General features: G+C 61.2%; 21 protein-coding genes and 1 pseudogene. 8 read left to right on the top strand and 14 right to left on the bottom strand.

The window, feature by feature from the left end; translation table 11 throughout:
- Positions 1-23 precede the first annotated feature (23 nt).
- Complete coding sequence (locus YH3_RS15230) at positions 24-1,031, top strand: NAD(P)H-dependent glycerol-3-phosphate dehydrogenase (protein ID WP_003940093.1); 1,008 nt, start codon at positions 24-26, stop codon at positions 1,029-1,031.
- Between the two features lie 54 nt (positions 1,032-1,085).
- Here YH3_RS15230 and YH3_RS15225 read toward each other — a convergent pair whose 3' ends face one another.
- From YH3_RS15225 to YH3_RS15210, 4 genes are all read right to left on the bottom strand, one after another.
- Positions 1,086-1,922: an NAD(P)-dependent oxidoreductase gene (locus YH3_RS15225; RefSeq protein WP_030536530.1), complete on the bottom strand. Its 837-nt coding sequence runs from the start codon at positions 1,920-1,922 to the stop codon at positions 1,086-1,088.
- A gap of 173 nt (positions 1,923-2,095) precedes the next feature.
- A complete protein-coding gene (locus YH3_RS15220) occupies positions 2,096-2,815 on the bottom strand; it encodes a M50 family metallopeptidase (RefSeq protein WP_007729974.1) in 720 nt (239 codons plus the stop codon).
- Positions 2,812-3,999 carry an ATP-binding protein gene (locus YH3_RS15215; RefSeq protein WP_007729973.1) on the bottom strand — a complete coding sequence of 396 codons (1,188 nt, stop codon included), beginning with the start codon at positions 3,997-3,999 and terminating at the stop codon, positions 2,812-2,814. The genes YH3_RS15220 and YH3_RS15215 overlap by 4 nt, the downstream gene beginning before the upstream one ends.
- A 119-nt stretch (positions 4,000-4,118) precedes the next feature.
- Positions 4,119-5,180, bottom strand: a complete 1,062-nt coding sequence (locus tag YH3_RS15210; protein WP_064443667.1) for an FAD-binding oxidoreductase — start codon at positions 5,178-5,180, stop codon at positions 4,119-4,121.
- Between the two features lie 114 nt (positions 5,181-5,294).
- Here YH3_RS15210 and YH3_RS36695 point away from each other — a divergent pair, with 114 nt between their 5' ends.
- Positions 5,295-5,498 carry a hypothetical protein gene (locus tag YH3_RS36695; protein WP_238592623.1) on the top strand — a complete coding sequence of 68 codons (204 nt, stop codon included), beginning with the start codon at positions 5,295-5,297 and terminating at the stop codon, positions 5,496-5,498.
- An 84-nt stretch (positions 5,499-5,582) separates the two neighbouring features.
- On the top strand, positions 5,583-6,149 hold the full coding sequence (locus YH3_RS15205) for a hypothetical protein (protein ID WP_238592622.1): 567 nt from the start codon (positions 5,583-5,585) through the stop codon (positions 6,147-6,149).
- 76 nt (positions 6,150-6,225) lie between these two features.
- Here the strand turns inward: YH3_RS15205 and YH3_RS15200 are convergent, their stop codons facing one another.
- Genes YH3_RS15200 through YH3_RS15190 form a run of 3 tightly spaced genes read right to left on the bottom strand, consistent with a single transcriptional unit; the run spans position 6,226 to position 7,766 of the window.
- Positions 6,226-6,666, bottom strand: coding sequence for a MaoC/PaaZ C-terminal domain-containing protein (locus YH3_RS15200; RefSeq protein ID WP_058037951.1), 441 nt, complete (start codon positions 6,664-6,666; stop codon positions 6,226-6,228).
- Positions 6,663-7,112 carry a MaoC family dehydratase N-terminal domain-containing protein gene (locus tag YH3_RS15195; RefSeq protein ID WP_019745537.1) on the bottom strand — a complete coding sequence of 150 codons (450 nt, stop codon included), beginning with the start codon at positions 7,110-7,112 and terminating at the stop codon, positions 6,663-6,665. The genes YH3_RS15200 and YH3_RS15195 overlap by 4 nt, the downstream gene beginning before the upstream one ends.
- Before the next feature lie 9 nt (positions 7,113-7,121).
- On the bottom strand, positions 7,122-7,766 hold the full coding sequence (locus YH3_RS15190) for a TetR/AcrR family transcriptional regulator (RefSeq protein ID WP_003939902.1): 645 nt from the start codon (positions 7,764-7,766) through the stop codon (positions 7,122-7,124).
- 113 nt (positions 7,767-7,879) lie between these two features.
- On the opposite strand from YH3_RS15190, the gene YH3_RS15185 reads away from it, so the two are divergent.
- The gene (locus tag YH3_RS15185; protein WP_003940195.1) at positions 7,880-8,761 is read left to right on the top strand and encodes an alpha/beta fold hydrolase; all 882 of its coding nucleotides are present in this window, start codon (positions 7,880-7,882) and stop codon (positions 8,759-8,761) included.
- 109 nt (positions 8,762-8,870) lie between these two features.
- Positions 8,871-9,281, top strand: a complete 411-nt coding sequence (locus YH3_RS36690; RefSeq protein ID WP_238592621.1) for a hypothetical protein — start codon at positions 8,871-8,873, stop codon at positions 9,279-9,281.
- Between the two features lie 182 nt (positions 9,282-9,463).
- Here YH3_RS36690 and YH3_RS35580 read toward each other — a convergent pair whose 3' ends face one another.
- Positions 9,464-10,018, bottom strand: coding sequence for a hypothetical protein (locus YH3_RS35580; protein ID WP_154100301.1), 555 nt, complete (start codon positions 10,016-10,018; stop codon positions 9,464-9,466).
- A 415-nt stretch (positions 10,019-10,433) separates the two neighbouring features.
- Between YH3_RS35580 and YH3_RS15170 the strand changes: the two are divergent.
- Positions 10,434-12,491 (top strand): annotated as a pseudogene (locus YH3_RS15170) (ABC1 kinase family protein).
- 14 nt (positions 12,492-12,505) lie between these two features.
- On the opposite strand, the gene YH3_RS15165 reads toward YH3_RS15170, so the two are convergent.
- From YH3_RS15165 to YH3_RS15155, 3 genes are all read right to left on the bottom strand, one after another.
- Positions 12,506-13,237, bottom strand: a complete 732-nt coding sequence (locus tag YH3_RS15165) for a hypothetical protein (RefSeq protein ID WP_064443665.1) — start codon at positions 13,235-13,237, stop codon at positions 12,506-12,508.
- A 38-nt stretch (positions 13,238-13,275) separates the two neighbouring features.
- Positions 13,276-13,560: a hypothetical protein gene (locus tag YH3_RS15160; RefSeq protein ID WP_003939785.1), complete on the bottom strand. Its 285-nt coding sequence runs from the start codon at positions 13,558-13,560 to the stop codon at positions 13,276-13,278.
- Between the two features lie 127 nt (positions 13,561-13,687).
- Positions 13,688-15,295 carry an AMP-binding protein gene (locus YH3_RS15155; protein ID WP_064443664.1) on the bottom strand — a complete coding sequence of 536 codons (1,608 nt, stop codon included), beginning with the start codon at positions 15,293-15,295 and terminating at the stop codon, positions 13,688-13,690.
- Between the two features lie 320 nt (positions 15,296-15,615).
- Here YH3_RS15155 and YH3_RS15150 point away from each other — a divergent pair, with 320 nt between their 5' ends.
- Positions 15,616-16,131, top strand: coding sequence for a CGNR zinc finger domain-containing protein (locus tag YH3_RS15150; RefSeq protein ID WP_003940315.1), 516 nt, complete (start codon positions 15,616-15,618; stop codon positions 16,129-16,131).
- Between the two features lie 10 nt (positions 16,132-16,141).
- Here YH3_RS15150 and YH3_RS15145 read toward each other — a convergent pair whose 3' ends face one another.
- From YH3_RS15145 to YH3_RS15135, 3 genes are all read right to left on the bottom strand, one after another.
- Positions 16,142-16,774 (bottom strand): hypothetical protein, encoded by a 633-nt coding sequence (locus YH3_RS15145; RefSeq protein WP_064443663.1) that lies wholly within the window; start codon positions 16,772-16,774, stop codon positions 16,142-16,144.
- 87 nt (positions 16,775-16,861) lie between these two features.
- Complete coding sequence (locus YH3_RS15140; protein WP_007729952.1) at positions 16,862-17,398, bottom strand: hypothetical protein; 537 nt, start codon at positions 17,396-17,398, stop codon at positions 16,862-16,864.
- Positions 17,399-17,548: 150 nt separating this feature from the next.
- Positions 17,549-18,712, bottom strand: a complete 1,164-nt coding sequence (locus YH3_RS15135; protein WP_058226639.1) for an LLM class flavin-dependent oxidoreductase — start codon at positions 18,710-18,712, stop codon at positions 17,549-17,551.
- Positions 18,713-18,869: 157 nt separating this feature from the next.
- Between YH3_RS15135 and YH3_RS15130 the strand changes: the two genes are divergently transcribed.
- Positions 18,870-20,201, top strand: coding sequence for an MFS transporter (locus YH3_RS15130; protein WP_064444197.1), 1,332 nt, complete (start codon positions 18,870-18,872; stop codon positions 20,199-20,201).
- The last annotated feature ends 129 nt before the right edge of the window (positions 20,202-20,330 follow it).

Genomic DNA, 20,330 nt, shown 5'->3' with positions numbered 1-20,330 from the left:
GCTACCCAGAACAGCGCACTCTGATGGCCCGCCCGGTACGCGTCGTCGTCCTCGGTGCCGGATCGTGGGGAACCACGGTGGCCGGCCTCGCTGCCCGCAACACCCCGACCCTGTTGTGGGCACGCAATTCCGAAGCAGCCGACGAGATCAATTCGCAACGGACCAACTCCAAATACCTTGGTGAGCGCAAACTTCCCAAGGGGCTCAAGGCAACCTCGGATCTGGTCGAAGCTGCCCGCGAAGCGGACGTACTCGTATGCGGGGTGCCATCGCACGCCGTTCGCTCCACCCTCGCCGAGATCGCCAACGAGGTTCGGGCGTGGGTCCCGGTGTTGTCACTGTCCAAGGGTCTCGAGCCCGGCACCCGGCAGCGCCCCACCGAAGTGATCGCCGAGTGCCTGCCCGGCCATCCCGTCGGATTGCTCGCAGGCCCCAACATCGCCAAGGAGATCGTCGACGGCATGGCCGCGGCATCGGTCGTGGCCACCCAGGACGATCGCGTCGCCGCCGCGCTGCAACCCCTGTTCGCGTCGTCGGTCTTCCGCGTCTACCGCAACACCGACGTGCTCGGCTGCGAACTCGGCGGCATCCTCAAGAACATCGTTGCCATCGCCTCGGGCATGGCCGACGGCCTGGGAGTCGGTGACAACACTCGTGCGATGGTGCTCGCACGCGGCCTCGCCGAGATGACTCGACTCGGTGAAGCGATGGGCGCCAACCCGCGCACCTTTGCCGGCTTGACGGGCGTCGGCGATCTGATTGCCACCTGCATGGCTCCGACTTCTCGGAACCGTCGCGTCGGCGAAGCTCTGGCGCAGGGATTGACCGTCGAGGAGGCGGTCGCCAAGCTCGGCCAGGTTGCCGAGGGCGTGAAGACTGCCCCCACCGTCATGGATCTGGCCCGTGAATACGGTGTCGACATGCCGATTGCCGCGGAGGTCGAGGCCGTCATCGGCGGTCGCCAAAGTGCCAGCGACGCATATCGCGGACTTCAGAAGGTTGCCCCGGGCGGCGAGCACGAAGTGGCGTGAGGAAGATCTACAGGTATCTAGCGATTTGGCTAGATACCTGTAGATCGCCCGAGATCACGAAATTGGAGCGTCGACGAAGATGTCGATCGCCAACGGTGACCGACCGCCGTACTGCGAGAAATCCGAGATCCCCGCCTCGCGCAAGATCTCGACGTCGAGCACTGTACGACCGGTATCCGTGCCGGCGGGACGCCCGAGAATCTCGACAGCCGCATCGGCCATGATCTCGGGTGAACGCGAGTGCTCGATACTGTCGTCTCCCCCGAGCAGGTTTCCGACAGCGGCCGTGGCGATCATGGTCTCCGGCCACAGGCAATTACTCGAAATCGGTGCACCTGAATACTCTGCGGCGATGCCCAAGGCCGCCAATGTCATTCCGTATTTGGCCAACATGTAGCCCGGATGAGCACCCAACCAGTGCGGCGAAAAGTTGAGCGGCGGCGACAGCGTCAACACGTGCGCATTGGCCGAAACCCGAAGGTACGGAAGGCACGCGCGGGTGAGCGCGAAGGTACCACGGACATTGACCTGCTGCATCAGATCGAATCGCTTCATCGCGAGATCTTCGGTTTTCGAGATGTCGAGGACGCTCGCGTTGTTGACCACGATGTCGATGCCACCGAAGTGCTCTACCGCTGCAGCCACGGCCCGCGCGATGTCGTCGTCGTTCCTCACGTCGCCGACGACCGGAACGGCATGACCCTCGAGCTCGTTCAACTCGTCCACAGCCGTGTGGATAGTTCCGGGCAGCCTGGGATCCGGCGTATCGGTCTTGGCGAGCAACACGATATTTCCGCCGCGGCGCGCTATCGCACGGGCGATGGCAAGTCCGATGCCACGGCTTCCCCCGGACATGATCGCGGTTCGTCCCCGGAAGTTCTTGTCGTCCAAAACGAATCCTTGTCATCGTCGACGGTCTTCGTCGTTGCGGGTGTGGCCGCGGGAAGTCCCGGCACGACCACTCGTCGACTTCCACGATATGAGCGCCTTCACGCGATGACTACGTCCGCAGAGCATCAACAATCGTTGGTCCGTTGTCCTGACGGGACAACGGATCAATCCGGTCAGCCACCCACCGGGCGCAGAATCCACCATCCGCCGAGCACGAGCACCGCGACGTTCACGAGCAGGAACAACCCGACCCAGACGATCGCGGGTATCGGTGAGAGCCTGGCCAATTGGTCGGCGTCCGAGTCCGGTGCCCCGCCTCGTCGCATTCGCTGCCGTTGAAGTTCCACGACCGGGCGTGGTCCGGCAAAGAGGAGGAAGAGCGTCAGGAAGTACGCTGCGGCCACTTGCTGCTCCTGGGTCCCCCACCAGACGAGCCCGAACAACACGGCTCCCACGACTGCAAGTGAGAAGACTCCGTAGAGGTTTCGGATCAGGACCATCATCACCGCGATGACGAATACGCCGATCCACAGCACCGAGACCGCACGCTGCGCGCCCAACAACCCGGCCGCGCCGAGTCCGAGAATCGACGGTCCGACGTACCCCGCGAACGTCATCAGAATGACGCCGAAGCCGGTCGGTTTGCCCGACGAAATCGCGACACCCGACGTATCCGAATGCAGGCGAAGACCTTTCAACCGTCGGCCGACCAGGACGGCGACGATCAGATGAGCGCCCTCGTGTGCGATGGTGACGACGTTGCGGGCGATCCGCCACAGGTGTGGTTCGAGAACGATGATCACGGCGATCAACGCGGCCAGTTGAACCACCCACACCGGCGGATTGGGACTGAGCGCCGCCACCCGATCCCACGCGGTTTCGAGCGCGTTCACTCCGCTTGTCCGCGCAGGTATCGGCCGAAGTGCGGGACCGTGAATCCGATGGATCCACGTTCTGCCGAATAGATCAGCCCCTTCTTGATCAGTCCATCCCGTGCCGGCGACAGGGAAGCCGGTTTGCGCCCCAACTCGACGGCGATCTTCGCGGTTGCGACGGGCCCGTCGTCACCGGCGAGATCGGCCATGGCGCGCATGTACTCACGCTCCGCGGGCGTTGCTCGCTCGTACCGCGATCCGAAGAAACCGACAGCGAGTTCTTCCTCAGCCGTCGGCGCGCCGACGCGCACGTCTTCTGCCGTGATCGGACTCGACGCCGCCACATCCCACGTGGCTTTTCCGTAGGCCTGAACGAAGTACGGGTACCCGTCAGCCGCTTCGTACAGAGCGTCGAGCGCGGATTCGGTGAACTCGACGTCCTCACGCTCGGCAGGTGCAATCAGCGCCTGATCTGCAGCTTCACGCTCGAGGCGGTCGATCCGGTGGTAGCTGAACAGGCGCTCCGAGTAGCTTTTCGACGCCGACAGCACAGCAGGCAGATGCGGAAGCCCTGCACCGACGACGATCAGCGGTGCCGCGTCCTGACTCAACTCGTGGCAGGCCCCGCAGATCGCCGAGACATCCGCTGCTCCGAGGTCCTGCATCTCGTCGATGAAGATGGCGATCCCGACGCCGACATCTCTGGCCAGCGACGACGCGTCGAGCAGCAACTCGACCAGGTCGATCTCGATGTCGCCGCTGTCCGCGCGACCTTTGATCGCAGGTGCGTCGATGCCTGGTTGCCAGCGCTCGCGCATTCCCTTGTCTGCAGTGGCGCGTAGGGCAAACGATTTGAGGACTCCGAGGAACTGCTCGACCCGCTCCGGATCGCGATGGGAGACCGCGATCTCTCGGACTGCCATGTGGAGCGCTGACGAGAGTGGGCGTCGTAAATCCTGATCGGGGCGCGCCTCGATCTTGCCTGTCCCCCAGCTCCGGGAGATCGCGGCCGAACGCAACTGATTGAGCAGGACGGTCTTGCCGACGCCACGCAATCCGGTGAGGACAACACTTCGTTCCGGGCGGCCACGCGCAATTCGCTCGAGAACGACGTCGAAGGCGTCGATCTGCTTGTCGCGCCCGGCGAGTTCCGGCGGGCGTTGACCGGCACCGGGGGCATACGGATTGCGCACGGGGTCCATGCCCATCGACGGTACAAGCCGAGTAGACGAATATCCCGCTCTCTAGCGCGTGTCCTAGAGAGAACTAGGAACCGCAATATCGGCTCGAACCTTGTCGAACCGGGCTCCGGCGTCGTCGTCTAACCGTCCAGGGTTGACGCTCGGGCGAAGTCCCCGGCCACGTGGGCTCCAATTGCTCCGGACAGAATGATCGCCGGATGCGTCGCGGCCAGATAGAGCCCCGACACGCCTTCGGCGAAGCCCAGCAGCGGGCGGCCACCACGCGGGATGGGACGGTCAGCGACTACCGCCTCGATCAGTTCCACTTGGTCACCGTCCTCAAGCTGACTGCGGATCGCGCGCAGCGTCGGCCCCGCAAGCTCACGAGCATCTCCGGAGAACCCGACCGGAACATCTTCAGCCGCAATCAGTGTCGTGTCGTCCAATTGCCGGATCTCGAAATCCGGAGAGGAGAGTATTCCGTTCACCAATGGGTAGGGCGTCGAGAATCTGATGAGGCAACACGGGGAGGCGTCGACCTCGACGTCCACTCCCGCCGACGCCGCGAGTCCAGGAATCGCGGTACCCGCAGCGAGCACGGTGGCCGATCCGTAGACGGGACCGTCGGCAGTCATTACTCCGCACACTCTCATGCCCTCCGCGAGCACCCCGAGCGCACTGACATCGGAATACACTGTGGCACCGTACTCTTCGGCACCTCGCAGGAGCGATCGAGCGAACGCAACCGGGTCAACGCCACCGTCATCAGGCGCGTACGCTGCGACCGAGGGGGCCGTCCGCAATCCCGGCTCACGAGCAAGGATTTCCTCTTTACCGATGAGGTCGACGGGATGGCCGAGTGCTCGATGAGCATCTACGAACGCTCGAGTCTCCGCTTCCGTCTCTTCCCAGGTGATCGCGCCTCTGCGGCGCAAACCGATTGGCTCGACGAGTTCGCGCTCCAGGCGGTCGATTTCGACTGCAGCTCCTTGCCGGAACGGATCTGAGTAAGTTTCTGCGGCACTCTTCGAGAGGCCGACCCAGGCAAAGGAGTTGCCGGTCACCCCTCCCGCCACCGAGCCGTGCTCCAGCACGGTGACTCGGAGACCAACGCGCGCCAGGTGATACGCGATCGACGCGCCGACGACGCCGGCACCAATCACCAGGATCGGACTGTCGTTTCGACCATTCGGATGCGTCACCAGTGGACCATATCTGCGAGCCGCAACCTGGATCCACTCAATTTGGATGCGAGGACTTCGGCGGTAAACGGAGGACTAAGCCTCGGCGCACATCGGGACCGATACGGTGTGCTCATGCTCTGGCGTTGGTTCGCAGTCGTGATCGTCATCCTCGCTGTTGCCGGCATTTGGCACGTGACCATCCCCGACCGTCCTGTTGCCGCAATAGTCGACGCCGAGACGCTGGGGTGCGCGACCCCGTATCCGATGGGCCCGCTCCAGACGACACCAACTGCGACAGTTCCAGACGATTTCGTACCCGTCGCCGCCGTCACGTGAGACCCGTTTGTCAGCGACAACGTGGCAGCCGACCGAACCGTCAGCTTCTCTGCTCACCGTTGGGAGGGCGATTTCAGTCGGGCGGTGGAAATGCTGAACCGCTCGTCCGCGCACAAGACTTGGTTCCCCGAAGGCTGCGGTGACAACTACAGCCTGGCTGTCCTGGAGCAATTCTGGTTGGTCGACGATCGAGGCCGAGCAACTCGGCCGGGGTATCCCTCCGATTCGTGTGGACTACCGAAACCCGGTGGCCTGGCCGCCATCAAGGAACTGACACCGGTCGGCAGTACCGAACACCGAATAGCGTTGTCCGACGATCAGATCTACGAACTGTCGCATTGCAGGCCGACCTACCGACCAGCCACGACAGGTACAACGGCGCTGACATCGCTGTCGGCGGGCAGCGTTTTCTGCCGATTCTCCTCCACCGAATTCGTAGGCACATCGTCTACGACGGAAACCTTCGACGGACTTCCACCCGCTCCCGACTGTGACGCGGTGGCCACCGAGGTGGCGTCGACGATCTACGTGGACCGTCCCACGAACGAGGAACGATTACTCACCGTCGAGATCGACGGCTGTCGGCGCGTCATCGCCGACGGATACGCACCGATGCAAGCGTCGGACGAGCTGTTGGTGTCTTTCCGGTAGTGCTGCGCCACAATGCAGTTGATCTCCCGCCCGGATGCGTAGGTCCCGATGTGACCAGTGACAGCCCGCAATCCTGTCAGGCGCCCGGGAACTGAAGGTGCGCTTGGGTCTTTCCCAGAACCGTCTGGCCCTTGTGCGTGACTGTGACATCGATCCGCGTTGTCCGCATCGTGGCGTCGATTCGCGCGATCTTCGCAGTGATGGAGAGATCAGCACCATCGACGGCATCGACTACGACGGGCCGAGTAAAGCGAGTTTCATACGAGATCACACCGCTCGGGTCACCAACCCAGTCGACGATAGCCTGCAAAGCAATTCCGGCAGTGAGCATTCCGTGCGCCAGAACTCCCGGTAGCCCAGCCGCAGTAGCGATTGCGTCGTTGAAATGGATCGGGTTCATGTCGCCGGAGGCACCGGCGTAGCGAACTAGGTCATCACGAGTGAGGACCAGATCAACCTTCGCGACGATGTCACCGAGGACGAGGTTTTCGAAAACCGGCACGACGGGTACGGTCATGCGCCTTCTCCTCGCGCCAGCAGCGTCGAGGTGACCGTTGCTACCAAAGCGTCGGTCACGTCGTGGATCTCGGAAACTGTCGACAGGATCGCACTGCCTGCACGCACTGTCACCCCTGTAATCGTCAGTGTCGTAGACAGGTCATCGCCGGCGACTATCGGACGCTGATGCTCGATCTTCTCGGAAGTATGGACCACACGAGTCGGATCGAGCCCGGTATCCGGCGTGCGCAGCAGTGCCATGATCGCTCGTTGCTGGACAACGGTTGTGAATGTTGTCGGTGCGATGACATCGACGAACCCGGCCTCCCTGGCGACACCGACATCATGGTGCAAGGGATTGCTCGAACGCACCGCCAGAGCGAACTCGCGAATCTTCTCGCGCCCGACAAGGTACGAAGACGAGGGAAACACCCGGCCGGCGAGCGCTGGGTTCACAGGAGACATCCCGGAATACTAACGGCGGCCGACTTCGGGTTGATTCGTGGCCTGAGGTCTCGTCGGCCCGAGAATGCGATCGAGGAGACGCTCAACCAACTGGACCGCCAATTCTGCTGTGGCGTAGCCGGGAAGCATCCCCTGGGCGAGCCCGGCGACAGCCGCCAGAATGAGCTCGGCGTCGAGGTCGGGATCCATTGACGGCGCAACCGCGTCCCGATTGGTCACTCGTTGAAGCTGGCCGGAAATGAGCGCTGTCAACTCTCTTGGGGCAGTGAGGGTTTCCTCGGCGGCGATTCCTTGTCCGGTCAGTGCGGCAGCGTGGAAGGCGCCGAGAACAATCGCTTCCTCCCGACGTTGTCGATCGAGTGGGAGCATGCCAACAAGGAACGCTGAAATAACCTCGCGGGGTGTCGCTTCCGCGCCAAGAACAGACAACTCCTGCATCAAGCGAGCACCCGCATCCTGACGCACAGCTTGATGCGTCGCGAGAAGGAATTCCCGCTTCGTGCCGAAGTAGTACTGCACGAGTCGCACCGAAATCCCGGCCTCGGCAGCAACGGACTGAAATGTCACCGCCGCGAGCCCACCGTCGACAATTACTCGCCGCACCGCGTCGGTGATCTCCCGTTGCCTCACTTCATGGTCGACCAGTCGCGGCATGAGGCTGTCCTTCCCCTTTCGATATAGATGACTTTGACCCGTTAATGATACGCACGTACCGCATTAGTGATACGGTCATACCATCAAAATTGAATGCAGCGAGAGGGAGGCTCATGCCGAAGATCGGACGATTCAAGAACGAAGCATCAAAGCAGGCGTACGAGAGCATCTACCGAGAACTGGAGAGCACCTGGCCGGTTCCGTCGACACAACTCGACGTGCCGACATCGTTCGGAACCACCCATGTCCGTAGGTCGGGGACCGGCACGGAGACGCCGATCGTCCTGGTGCACTCTCTCGGGGCCAATTGTCTGCAATGGCACATCGTCATCGAGGACCTGTGCCGAGACCGAGTCGTGTACGCACTGGACACGATCGGCACACCAGGCCTCAGTGTCCAGACTTCTCCACTGACCGGGGAGTCCGACTTCGCCACCTGGATCAGCGAGGTATTGAACGAACTCGAGGTCGATCGCGTCCACCTGGTCGGCTACTCGCAGGGCGCGTGGCATGCCGTTCTCGTAGCACTTCATTCTCCTGAACGACTGGCGAGTGTGACGCTCATCGAACCGGGTGGAGTCTTCGACAAGCCCTCGTGGCGTGTGCTGCTGAAGATGGTCCGCGCCGGTATGCGCCGCACCGACAAGAATATTCGCAAGCTCAACGATTGGCTGTCCCCCGGGTACGTTCTCGGCGACCTCGAGTTCGCCCTCGCCAAGGAAGCGCTGAACTACCGGCCCGGTATCGGGTGGGCACGAATGCTCAAGGATGCAGAAGTGCAGTCGATTTCGGTTCCCATGCTCGTAATCTCCGGTGCTGAGACGGTGGTCTCCAACCCCGAGCAGGTGGCCGCGAGGTTAGCTGATCTTGTACCTGAAGCCGAAGTGGAGATCTATGCCGGAACCGGCCACGGAATCCTGGGACACATACCCGATCGGGTGATTCCCCGACTCATGAAGTTCGTCCGCAATCATGACGACGCGAAGCGGACGTGATCTCGCGGACCAGCCGCCGACAAGGTGGTGATGAAGCCGGTCAATCAGCTGGCCAAGGCGGTACAACTGACAGAGGAGAACATTCCTCTCCGACCACCGCGGTCAGGTAATGGTGGCCGTTGCCGCCGCCATTTTGGTCGTAGCGGGAGGTCTGTGGTGGACGAAGACCATCTCCTTCACCGAAACTGCAGTAGTTCAGTTCAGTAGTAATCGAACCGGACTCTACGACGGGTCCCCGCGCGATGCGTACATCGGTGATCGGGAAGCCTCCAACGGCATGTCCGTTCCTGCTGAAAAACTCGCGCAGATACTCGGTGGCAGTGCTTCCGACTACGAGTCCGATCTCACGATCACAGATGCGGACGTACCTGGGCTCGCGGTGACTGCCCGAGGTCGAACCCCCAACGCTGCCCGAGCATTGGCGACCGACGCCGCCGAAGCTCTCTGTTCGATCTTCGAAGAAACCAACGCAATGACTTCCGGAGGGTTCACGTTCACCGTCGATCCACCGGGAAACTGACGCAGCTCCAACAAGTCGACGGCCCCAGAAAGCGTTCTGCCGATTAGTCAACACTTACGTCACGTCCAAAGAACTTGGTTATCAACTAGGCTACCTCCACTTCGTTCACGAGTTGGGGAGCATAGTCAGATCAAGCTACCCGTAAACTTCGACTTCACACTTCAGCCAAAGAGTTAATGGAACTATTTTCCAGTTAATTCACTAAGGTTAAACCACGATGGTTGATATCCAGCTGTCGTGCATGCGACGAGCGCATTGGTGTAGGAGGTCATCGCATCAGTCACATCGTTGTCGGGCGTAAATCTTCTATCAGCGGCGTCAGTGAAGTGCTGAGCCTTGCGGTCGGCGTCCTGGATCATTTTGGTAATGGCCAAACGGATATCCGAACTAGCGTCATTGATAGTCTTCGAACCGTCTTCACTTTCGACACTAGTCGCAATCATCGTCAGGTCAGTCAACTGCCGAGCAAGCGTTGTTGCGCTAATCGAGGACGATTCCCCGCGAAGAAGTGCTTTGTAAGTCGAATACACACCTATTCCCCACCGTTCCAGACCTACCTCGCCACCGCATACAATCCGATCGCTTTGTGATTTCTCAGGGAATTCCTCAGAAGTTGAAGTGCTAATATTTTCTACAGCATTCGCGGTCTCGGGAATCGCATTTGTACTCTTATCCGAGCACGCAGTCAGTAACATTCCGACGCAAGAAATAGCTATAAGATGGCGGGGCTTGATCACGGTCATCCTTAGGTGTTACTGTTCGCCAGTTTGGACATTGGCCTGCTCTTATTTCCATAGAACTGCGGCTAGGTCGTACGGTATCGTACATCCGCGGGTCCGGGCGTGAATCACAAAGGGTCGTCCTAACTTCGATGTCTTCACGATTGGACACCGAGCAATGCACCGACACCGCTGAGCGAGGAAAGTCGCTGGTGCGAAAGCTTCGGTATAACTGCGGGCAGATCTGGCGTTCGGCCTCTGCCTCCCAGACAGTCCGGGGAAGTTAACCGAGTGACGATCTTCCGGGCCGCCACGGGCGCGGGTCGTCGAAATCTGCGATAGGTGGTCTCTACCTGAGCACTCACAATCCGGTTGTGGACGGTAGATCAGGACGAGTCGACATCGGAGCGAATGAACACTGAAGTGCCCGAGCATGTTCGACGTTTGGGCACCTTCGGGCTTGTTAACCGTCAGTCGAGGTGGGCTCGGGGTTTTCCTGGATGTATCGCAGATTGTAAACCCGTACGCTATCGCAATGGACTTGATGGTCTGGATCGTCACGACGCCATTTCTTGCAGCAGCACTGGCGGGCGTGACGCGACGAACGCTGGGGACGAGAGTCGGATGGCCGCGAACCCTTGCGGTCGCGGTGATAGCACTCTCGGTGGGGGTTCCACTGTCGGGATACGTCGCAACACTTGCAGGAATTGCCAGCCAGGACGATCAACTTCTGGTGAGCGTAGGAACAGCGCTCATATTCTTCGGAGTTGTCGCGCTCTGGGTGTTCGCAGCATGCCTGGCCGCATTGGTTTTCCTCGAAGTTGTCCTTCCAACAGGGTCCATCCCCGGACCGCCAGAAGCATTGCAGCGCAGCCGCAAATCGTGGCGACGAACCAAGCGATACGTCCAGATCATGGGTATCGTCGTGCGAGCGGGAGGCGGGCCCGCTCTCCGTGCTGGGCCATCAGCGCCTCAGTTCGGGGACGCACTGGTGGAAGTAATCAACCGGTGCGGTGTCACTTTCGTCAAGCTGGGACAGATCCTCGGCACGCGAGACGACCTCATACCACCCGAGTTGGCTCGCACTCTCTCGTCTCTGCAAAGTTCGGCACGACCGGCTGATCCAGTCCGCATTGCGGAGCTACTGGCATCGGAACTCGGCGACGCACCAGAGTCGGTGTTCGCATGGTTCGATGTGGAGCCGTTCGCCGCCGCCTCTGTCGCACAGGTACATTCCGCGCGCACCGTTGAAGGCGTCGACGTTGTGGTGAAGGTTCAACGGCCCGAGGCGAGCGCACAAGTGAGCGTGGATTGCGATATCTTCCTTCGCGTGTCATCCCGCGCGGAGACCCGTTTTCCCTGGGCACGCGATATCGGCGTTCACCGACTCGCCGGGGGCCTCGTCACGTCACTGCTCTAGGAACTCGACTACCGCACCGAAGCAGCGAATACCGGCGCGATTGCTTCCACCATGTCGAACCGCCCGGATATCGTCGTTCCGCACATCTACCCCAACCTCAGTAGCGGACGGGTGCTCGTGATGGAACGTCTTCACGGCACACCGCTCTCCGACGGTGAGTCGGCGCTCACCGGCCTCGACCGCGACACCCGCAGCAGCATCGCCAACGAACTTCTTGCGTCGTTGCTCGACGGGATCTTTGTCCACGGCGTGTTTCACGCGGACCTGCACCCCGGCAACATCATGATCCTCGATGACGGCCGGGTCGGGCTCCTCGACTTCGGCGCAGTAGGGGTTCTGGACGGCGAGACACGGATCTTGTTCGCCGTGCTCCTCAACGCTGCCCTCGCAGGTGATCCGGTGGCGACAGTCGACGCGATGCTGATGGCATTCGACGTGCCGCCCGAAGTTGATCGCGGAGCACTACGTCACCAGGTGGGCCGAGAGATCACCCTGCTCAGTGTCCAACCCAATGTTTCCATGGCATCGTTCGCGCGAATGTTCACTGTGCTTCGCGAACACCGAATCGGAGTGCCGGGAGACGTCGCCGCCGCTTTCCGTTCGCTCGCGTCCTTGGAGCGCGCCCTGCGGCTCCTGGATCCGCAGATCGACCTCGTCGCTGCTGTTCGGGCCGAAGTACCCCGACTGTTGACCCATGTCGCCAGCCCGACTGCAGCCGCGCAGGCAATCCTGTCGACGACGGCGGTCACAACCGCGGTGGTCCGGCGCCTGCCTGGTCAGCTCGATCAGATCGCGACCTCGATCGCGTCGGGAAGCTTCACACTTCGCACTCGCTCGGTTGCACACCCCGACGACAGGCGATGGCTACGACGGTCGGCGAACAACGCCCTGGGTATGGCGGCGGGAGTGACCGCGCTGATCGTCGCGGCGATCCTGCTGTTCGTACCTGGCGGACCACAACTCACACCTCAGCTGTCGGGCTATGCACTCGCGAGTGCGGTACTGGGCTTCGTCGGCGTCGTTCTGTGCATGCGGACCGTGTTCCGTTTGTTCACACTCGACAACAGGTAACCGAGAACTGATTTTCATCGCTTGATCTCGATGTCGTCGAAGTCGAGCGCCAGGAGGGTCGGCCGCGAGAGAACGCGACTGCCTGGGCCCCGCGGGAGAACGCGCCGTCGAGTGGGAAAGGTGAGACCGTCGAACTCGCGATGCTGGTCGCAGTAGAGAGCAGCTTTCGCCCAGCTGCCTACCGGTTCGGCGACGAAGTCGTGACGGCGGATGAGGCCACCGTTGTCGACATAGAAGGTCTGCTGCCGGCAATGGGTATCGATCGCCGGCGCGAACGTTGCTTGTAGTCGTCGCCATTGCTGCCCGGATTCCTGCCAAGGTTCGGCTTCGGTGACAGTGATGTCGTCGCGGGCGAGCAGTAGCGGTGCGTTCAGATAGTTCCAAAAGGCGTAGCCGGCAAAGTAAGCGGTGTCGAGCGCGTCCCAGTGGAGGTTGCGCCGGACGCCACTCAACCCGAAAAACTCTGGACGTGGGTCGGTTCGACTCCCGAGTTCTTCGCCGTCACGAGTTTCGATCCGCACGACGCCCTTGTCGAACACAGCGCACTCGCCGACACGCGGAAAGTCTTGGAGGACAGTGCGTTGCTCGGCGACTTCAACCTCGACCGTGAACTTCGCCAGCTTGTTGCCGGGGAAGCGCTGAGGCAGCAGACCGCCCAAACGTCCCCGTGCCGTGATCGCTGAAACAGACTGCCAACGTTCGACTCCGCCATGTGCGGTGAGGACTTCATCGAGTAGTTCGGTCATATGTCGACGCTCTCCGTCCCCTGACGGAACTGTGGAAATCAGCGATCAGACGGACGCGTAGTTGTAGTTGCGTTCCTCCCGCGGTACCACTGCCACCCCGCGGTGATGATGACAGCGCCGGCAAGGGACCCGAGGATGCCGCTCGGGCGCAATGATAATCCGTCGCCTGCAATCAAACTCACGAGCAATCCGCCAACCAGCGAACCACCGATTCCCGCGATGAACGCGAAGGTCCAGTCCACTCGTGCGGTCGTTTTCCCCAGAATCAGCTGGGCTCCCGCTCCGATGACGATCCCGAACAGGAGTATTCCGATGATGAGCATGAGCTGAGACCCTTTCGTGGAGTGACGACGCAAGGCGCGAACGACTTACTCTGCGCCATCTTTCCGGTATGTCTCTTATGTCGTGGTGAAATCCGTGTGAAAGGTTGTCGCCACCCACTCCACACTGCTAGGACGACGCCAGTGTCGTCGCCCAGCGGTAGTCCGCCTTACCGGCCGGGGTCCTCTTGACTTCATCGACCAGCACGATCGTGCGCGGCACCTTGTAACCGGCCAACGTCTTACGGCAATGTTCCTGAACCGCTTCGAGAGTCAGCTCGTCGGACTCGGGATAGGTCGCGATCACCGCGGCAACCTGCTGCCCCATGCGCGCGTCGGGTGCGGGGACGACAAGCGCGTCGGAGATCGCCGGATGCGCGTGAAGGGCAGCCTCGACCTCTTCGGCGAAAACCTTCTCGCCGCCGGTGTTAATGCACTGTGAGCCGCGGCCCAGGAAGACAATCGTGCCGTCCGCTTCAACCTTGCCCATGTCGCCGAGCACCGAAAGACGGGTGCCGTCAGCGCGGGTCGGGAACGTGCGGGCGGTCTTCTCTTCGTCCTTGTAGTACCCGAGCGGGACGTTTCCGATACGCGCGATGTAGCCCACGTCGTCGGAGCCGGCGGGGATCTCTTCGAGCCGCTCGTCGACCAGGATCATGTTCGGCGAGGGCGGCATTCGCAGATTTCCCGCCTCATCGATGGAGAAGGCGCCGTCATTACCGGACTCCGAGGCTCCGAAGTTGTCCCGCAACAGCAGGTCCGGCTTCACCGCCAGCATGCGGTCTCGAACGCTGGTGGACCAGATCGCACCACCTGACGTGATCGAGAAGAGACTGCTGAAATCGACCTCGTCTTTGCGTCGTTCCATCTCGTCGACCAACGGCAGTCCCATGCCGTCACCGACGATCAGGATCACCTGTACCGAATCCTTCTCGATCGCTTCGACGACCTTCTCCGCAACGAATTCTCGTCGTAGAACCACGCGGGCACCGAGGGTGAGGAAGGTGAACAGCGAATACAACGCTGCGCCGTGCATGAGGGGGGCGGCAATGAGGAACGAGAGTTCCGGAAATTCCTTTGCAGCGCTGGCTATCTCGGCGAGGTCCTGTCGAGCTTCCTCGCCGTACGGATTTCCGCCGGAGAGCGGCTTACGGAAGAAGTCGTCGTGACGCCACATGACACCCTTCGGGTATCCGGTCGTCCCGCCGGTGTAGAGCAGGTACACGTCGTCGCCCGAACGAGAATCGAACTCCCCTACCGGTGACATCTCGCGAGCGTCGTCGAAGGAAACCACCGACACTTCATGCGCTTTCGCGGCAGCGACCAGTTCGGCCTCGACCTCGCCGATCACGATCACCGTCTTCACCTTCGGGCATGCACCGAAAAGGGAAGCAAGGACACGCTGATGCTCGAGGAGTTCCACGACCACTGCGACCGAGTCGGAGTTGGTGAAGATGTACTCGAGCTCGGCGGGCGTGTACCGGTAGTTCACGTTGATCGGGACCGCACGGATCTTGATCAACCCGAGGATCGACGTGACATGTTCGACGCTGTTCTTCAGGAACAGGGCTACATGATCGCCGCGCGAGATGCCGGCTTGCGCGAGCAGGTTGGCCGTTCGGTTGGCTTCCGCGTCCAGCTCAGCGTAGGAGAAGTTCTCTCCCTCGTAAGTCAAGGCGACGCGATCAGGCACCGAGCTGGCGACGGTTTCGAATACATCAGCGAGGTTGAACTGCATCGTCTTCCCTTTCAGAGTCTGCGCCGCGATACCGAGGCATACAACCCTGAATCTAGAACACGTTCCATGTCACCCGAGGCAAAACGGAGCGATTAGCTGACCATTACCTGGACCTGACCTTGATCGGCGCAGCGACGGCCGAGCTCGCACCGCCCGACACCCATTCGGCGAGCAAGGTCTGCCACGACCCGCAATGGCAGCGCAGGTAGGTGACCGTCCCCTCGCTGGTCCGATGCCGAGATTCGATCTCCCAGCGGTGGATGCAACTTATCGGCGCGAAATCTGTTTTCTTCATACGACGAGCATGATGTAATGGCATTGTGCATCTCAACCCTTACGGCGAATATGCGGTGACGCTGGCCGCCGACCTGGCCAATCGAAATCCCGAGACCTTGGCCGAACTCGTCGAACGCTGCGTCGACGCAGGCATCATTCTCGATTTCCCCATCGCCGAGAAGGACCTCGACGAGACCCTCGACCTTCTGATCGAGTGGTCGAAAATCGTCGACGTCACGGAGGAGGCTGCCCGCGCCGAGTTGGTGAACGTCATGCTCGAGCAAGCGTCGGCGTATCCGCGAATGACCAACCACGCCAACGACGGGTGGCATCTGCACTACCGCGATCCCCAACAGTCGCTCGCCGAGGTCCTCAAGGCACTCTTCTCGGTAGGCACGGCGCTGCACCTCGTCGGCCGCGGAATGCACAGATTAGGTCGGTGCACCCTGGACGAGTGCACCAACATCTACGCGGACACCTCACGCAACGGCAATCAGCGGTACTGCTCCCCCACGTGTGCAAATCGCGACGCGGTGCGACGCCACCGCGCGCGCAAGTGAGCCGGACCGACTACGACGTAGGACCCACTACCTCGAAATCCGAGCCACCTTGGTACTCGAACTGGAAACTGCCGCCGCTGCTTCCCGAGCTGATCCGATTCCACGCGTCGATCAAGTCCTGGACCGTGTTGTATCCCAGGTCCTGCAAAGAACCTGAGAGACTTCCGGTTCCGGCGCCCTCGAACCAGCCGCCGACCACAACGGCCTGCGGAATCGCGATAGTGGGGTTGGTCGGATCGAGCAGTCGAACGCACGCTCCCGCAACGGCGTACACCCCGGCCGGCAGATTCCCGACGGTCCGCGTGATCGTCTGCCCAGGCGAAACGGCAAACAGATCGAGGATGTTGCTGACGGTCGGATACACCAACACGCCGGGCTGGAGCAGCTTTGCCGGATCGCGGATCACGTCGGGGACATCCCTGGCGTTGAGGATCGCCACTGTGCAGTTGATGAAGCTGAACCGCGGGTTCGGATTGGTGATGGTGAAGGTGATCGCATTGTCCGCTGCGCTCACCGACACCGGAGGCGGGAGAATCGCCGGTGCTGCCGACGCCGTCGCCGGAGTCATGACAACAAGTCCCACGACGGCGGCCGACGCCGCGACAATGCTTCCGAGAACGCGTTTGAATCCACGACTTCGCATTTCCGAACCTCCAGGCAAGTCGGTCAGATCACCAGATGCCTGAAGAATAGACCGCTCAGTCGGAAAATTGGGGAGACAGACGGTGAGCTACCCGAAAAGTCCTTCGAGGCTGCCGCTGCCGAACAGGTCGCTCAGGCTTCCGGTATTGATGCCGCTGAACGGTCCACCGATGACAACGAGGCTCGGCACGCCAGGAACAGGCTTACCCAACGTCTCCAGATCGAGAAGATCGGAGCACGCACCGAGCACGGCGTAGGTTCCGTCCGGAACATCGGTCACGGTGTTGGTGACCGTCTGCCCCTTACCGACGGCGAACAGTGAGGACGGGTCGGTGATCTTGGGGTACACCACAAGGTTCGGATCGAGCAGCTTGAGCGGATCATCAAGCACGGCAGCAGAATCCGCGGCGTTGACGACAAACGCCTGGCACAACGGGGCAATGCCCGTGTTGTTGTTCGTGATCGTCAGTGCCAGATCGTTTCCGGTCACCTTGTACGAGACGACCGGCGGGACCACCTCGGCCGACGCAGTTGCAGGATTGACCATCGCGACGCCTGCCGCGGTTGCAGCGGCGACTGCCACGGTTCCCACGACGCGACGTACTCCACTCGTGCCCAGCTTCATCGAGGATCCTTTCGTACTGCGCCTTGAGTTCGGCAACAGTGCGCAGCCTAGAACGGATCTACTGACCGAATTGCGTGAATAGTCCCGGAGGGAGGCCGTGCCCGAAAGATCGGGACAAACGTCCCCTTCTCGAAGAGCTCGCTGTTCGACTCAGTTCCCACTGGAGACGAAGGGCGTTCGCACCGGTCCGCCGACCGAACCGTGCGGTGCTACCAATCCACGCTTTTCGAGGATCGGACGCACGCCCTCACCGAACTGATACGCCTCTTCGAGATGGGGATAGCCCGACAATACGAAGTGATCCAGACCGATCGCCGCGTACTCGGCAATCCGATCAGCCACTTCTTGGTGCGAACCGACCAATGCGGTGCCTGCACCCCCTCGCACCAATCCGACGCCGGTCCACAGGTTCGGCGCAATCTCCAGCGACCTCGCTCCGACGCCCTCCTTGTAAGCCGAACCGCCGCCGTGCAATTCGAGCATCCGACGCTGACCTTCGGAGCCGGATCGCGCAAGACTCGCCTGAGCCTGCTCGACGGTCGCCGGATCGAGCGCACTGAGCAGCCGATCCGCTTCTGCCCATGCCTGTTCCGAGGTGTCCCGGCTGATGACATGCAGACGGATTCCGTAGTCGAGGTGACGACCTTGAACTTCCGCGAGGTCGCGAATCCAGGCGATCTTGGCGGCAACAGCGGACGGCGTCTCACCCCAGGTGAGATACGTATCCGCGTAACGCGATGCGACGGTTCCGGCCGCCGGCGACGATCCACCGAAGAAGATGGGCGGTACCGGGTCCGGAATACGCTGCAGCATAGCCTTTTCCACGTTGACGTACTCGCCGGAGAAATCAACCGGACCGTTACCGGACCACAACTGGCGGATCACGTCTAGGAACTCGCCGCATCGTGCGTACCGTTGGTTCTTGTCGAGGAAGTCACCGAACGTGCGCTGCTCGTGGTCCTCCCCGCCGGTCACGACGTTGAGCAGCAGACGACCGCCCGACTGCCATTGGAAGGTTGCGGCCATCTGAGCGGCAAGCGTGGGGCTGAGCAATCCCGGGCGCAGAGCAACCAGAAACTTGAGTGTCTCGGTGGTCTCGAGCATCATCGCCGTCGTCAGCCATGCGTCTTCGCACCACGCGCCGGTCGGCGTGAGGACAGCTTCGAAGCCGTTCGTCTCGGCGGCCGCGCCGATCTGATTGAGGTATTTCAGCGTCGCCGGACGATCACCGGACATCGAGCTGCCGTGCCCACCCGCCATCAGATTCCGGGAATCACCGTAAGTAGGCAAGAACCAGTGGAAGCGCAGTGACACGGTGATTCCTTTCGTCGACGAACAGGCAGAACTCTTCTGTCATTACAACCACAGTCCACCTCGAAGAACAGGGTTGAAATCACCCTGATCGCTACGGGTGCCCACTTTCGGCTCCGGCGATACCTTCGTGAATTTGCACCGCGACCCGGGGGCTCCGATGACCACGTTTGCCGAAGTCGAGCACAATTCACCGTTCTCGAACGAGACCGACGACGAGCGGCGATCCAGACTGAGAACCGTCGTCGCCGCGAGCCTGCTCGGCACGACGGTCGAGTGGTACGACTTCTTCCTCTACGCGACGGCCGCGAGCCTCGTCTTCAACCAACTGTTCTTCCCCAACCAGAGTTCCTTTGTCGGGACCATGCTTTCTTTTGCGACCTTCGCGGTCGGCTTTCTCGTTCGCCCCATCGGCGGAGTGGTGTTCGGTCACATCGGCGATCGCATCGGGCGCAAGAAAACGCTTGCCCTCACGATGTTCATCATGGGTATCGCGACGGCGCTCATGGGTGTCCTTCCGACCGCAGCTCAAATCGGGGTCGTTGCACCGATTCTGCTTCTGCTGCTTCGTATCCTGCAGGGATTTGCTCTCGGTGGTGAGTGGGCCGGAGCCGTTCTTCTGGCGGTCGAACACAGTCCGGAGAAGAAGCGCGGGCTGTTCGGCAGCATCCCGCAGATCGGACTGGCTCTCGGCTTGGCTTTGGGCACAGGAATGTTCGCACTACTTCAAACGGTCTTCGACGACGAACAGTTTCTCCGTTTCGGCTGGCGCATAGCCTTTGTTCTGAGCTTGGTACTCGTGATCGTGGGGTTGGTGGTCCGTTTGAAGGTCGACGAGACGCCGGCATTTCAGGCCGTTCGCGACCTCGAACAGCGCTCATCCGCCCCGCTCAGGGAAGTCTTTCAAGGAAGAGTCGCGCGAAACACCGTACTGGGCATGCTGTCTCGCTGGGGCGAGGGCGCCGCGTTCAACACCTGGGGCGTCTTTGCAATCACGTATGCAACCAAGACTCTGCATTTCGAAAAGGTTCCGGTACTTCTTGTGGTCACCGTGGCCGCAGTAGTGATGGCGATCTTGCTGCCGTTTTCCGGTTCACTCGCTGATCGGTTCGGCCCGCAACGGGTCTACATCGTGGGCATCGCCGCGTACGGCCTCGCGATCTTCCCCGCCTTCGCACTGTTCGGTACCGAGAATCTCCTGCTCTTCGGAGTCGCGATGGTCGTGGTCTTCGGAGTGATTCATGCCTTGTTCTACGGCGCCCAGGGAACGCTGTATGCGAGCCTCTACCCCACAGAAATCCGGTACACCGGGTTGTCGGTCGTCTATCAGTTCTCTGGTATCTACGCCTCCGGCGTCACACCTCTGATCCTTACTGCACTGATCGGCGCCACCGGCGGTTCACCGTGGCTGGCCTGTGGATATCTGGTGGCCACCTCGGCGATCAGCGTCGTCGCCACTGCGGCGATCAGGAAGCGTGATCTGCATCTATAGCGATCACATCTGAATATTCACCTCTCTTGCACATTTACTAGATATGCATAGAAATACCTGCGAAAAAGAACAGATCGAGATACGCCTGCGCATCGGATACATCGGTGTATCGTTTGGGGTCCCACCCTG

Source organism: Rhodococcus sp. YH3-3, from assembly GCF_001653035.1.
GTDB classification, from domain to species: domain Bacteria; phylum Actinomycetota; class Actinomycetes; order Mycobacteriales; family Mycobacteriaceae; genus Rhodococcus_F; species Rhodococcus_F qingshengii.
Note: the sequence above shows the minus strand (reverse complement) of the source record. Positions and strands in the feature narration are given on the sequence as shown.

What these genes read in the sequence shown, in the direction of transcription:
- YH3_RS15200 (WP_058037951.1), bottom strand. Translation starts at nt 6,666, where the DNA reads ATGACCGTACCCGTCGTGCCGGTTTTCGAAAACCTCGTCCTCGGTGAC.
- YH3_RS15165 (WP_064443665.1), bottom strand. Translation starts at nt 13,237, where the DNA reads ATGACCGAACTACTCGATGAAGTCCTCACCGCACATGGCGGAGTCGAA.
- YH3_RS15140 (WP_007729952.1), bottom strand. Translation starts at nt 17,398, where the DNA reads ATGAAGCTGGGCACGAGTGGAGTACGTCGCGTCGTGGGAACCGTGGCA.
- YH3_RS15130 (WP_064444197.1), top strand. Translation starts at nt 18,870, where the DNA reads ATGACCACGTTTGCCGAAGTCGAGCACAATTCACCGTTCTCGAACGAG.
- YH3_RS36695 (WP_238592623.1), top strand. Translation starts at nt 5,295, where the DNA reads ATGCTCTGGCGTTGGTTCGCAGTCGTGATCGTCATCCTCGCTGTTGCC.
- YH3_RS15195 (WP_019745537.1), bottom strand. Translation starts at nt 7,112, where the DNA reads ATGTCTCCTGTGAACCCAGCGCTCGCCGGCCGGGTGTTTCCCTCGTCT.
- YH3_RS15185 (WP_003940195.1), top strand. Translation starts at nt 7,880, where the DNA reads ATGCCGAAGATCGGACGATTCAAGAACGAAGCATCAAAGCAGGCGTAC.
- YH3_RS15160 (WP_003939785.1), bottom strand. Translation starts at nt 13,560, where the DNA reads ATGCTCATCATCGGAATACTCCTGTTCGGGATCGTCATCGGAGCGGGA.
- YH3_RS15230 (WP_003940093.1), top strand. Translation starts at nt 24, where the DNA reads ATGGCCCGCCCGGTACGCGTCGTCGTCCTCGGTGCCGGATCGTGGGGA.
- YH3_RS15190 (WP_003939902.1), bottom strand. Translation starts at nt 7,766, where the DNA reads ATGCCGCGACTGGTCGACCATGAAGTGAGGCAACGGGAGATCACCGAC.
- YH3_RS15155 (WP_064443664.1), bottom strand. Translation starts at nt 15,295, where the DNA reads ATGCAGTTCAACCTCGCTGATGTATTCGAAACCGTCGCCAGCTCGGTG.
- YH3_RS36690 (WP_238592621.1), top strand. Translation starts at nt 8,871, where the DNA reads ATGGTGGCCGTTGCCGCCGCCATTTTGGTCGTAGCGGGAGGTCTGTGG.
- YH3_RS15145 (WP_064443663.1), bottom strand. Translation starts at nt 16,774, where the DNA reads ATGCGAAGTCGTGGATTCAAACGCGTTCTCGGAAGCATTGTCGCGGCG.
- YH3_RS15215 (WP_007729973.1), bottom strand. Translation starts at nt 3,999, where the DNA reads ATGGACCCCGTGCGCAATCCGTATGCCCCCGGTGCCGGTCAACGCCCG.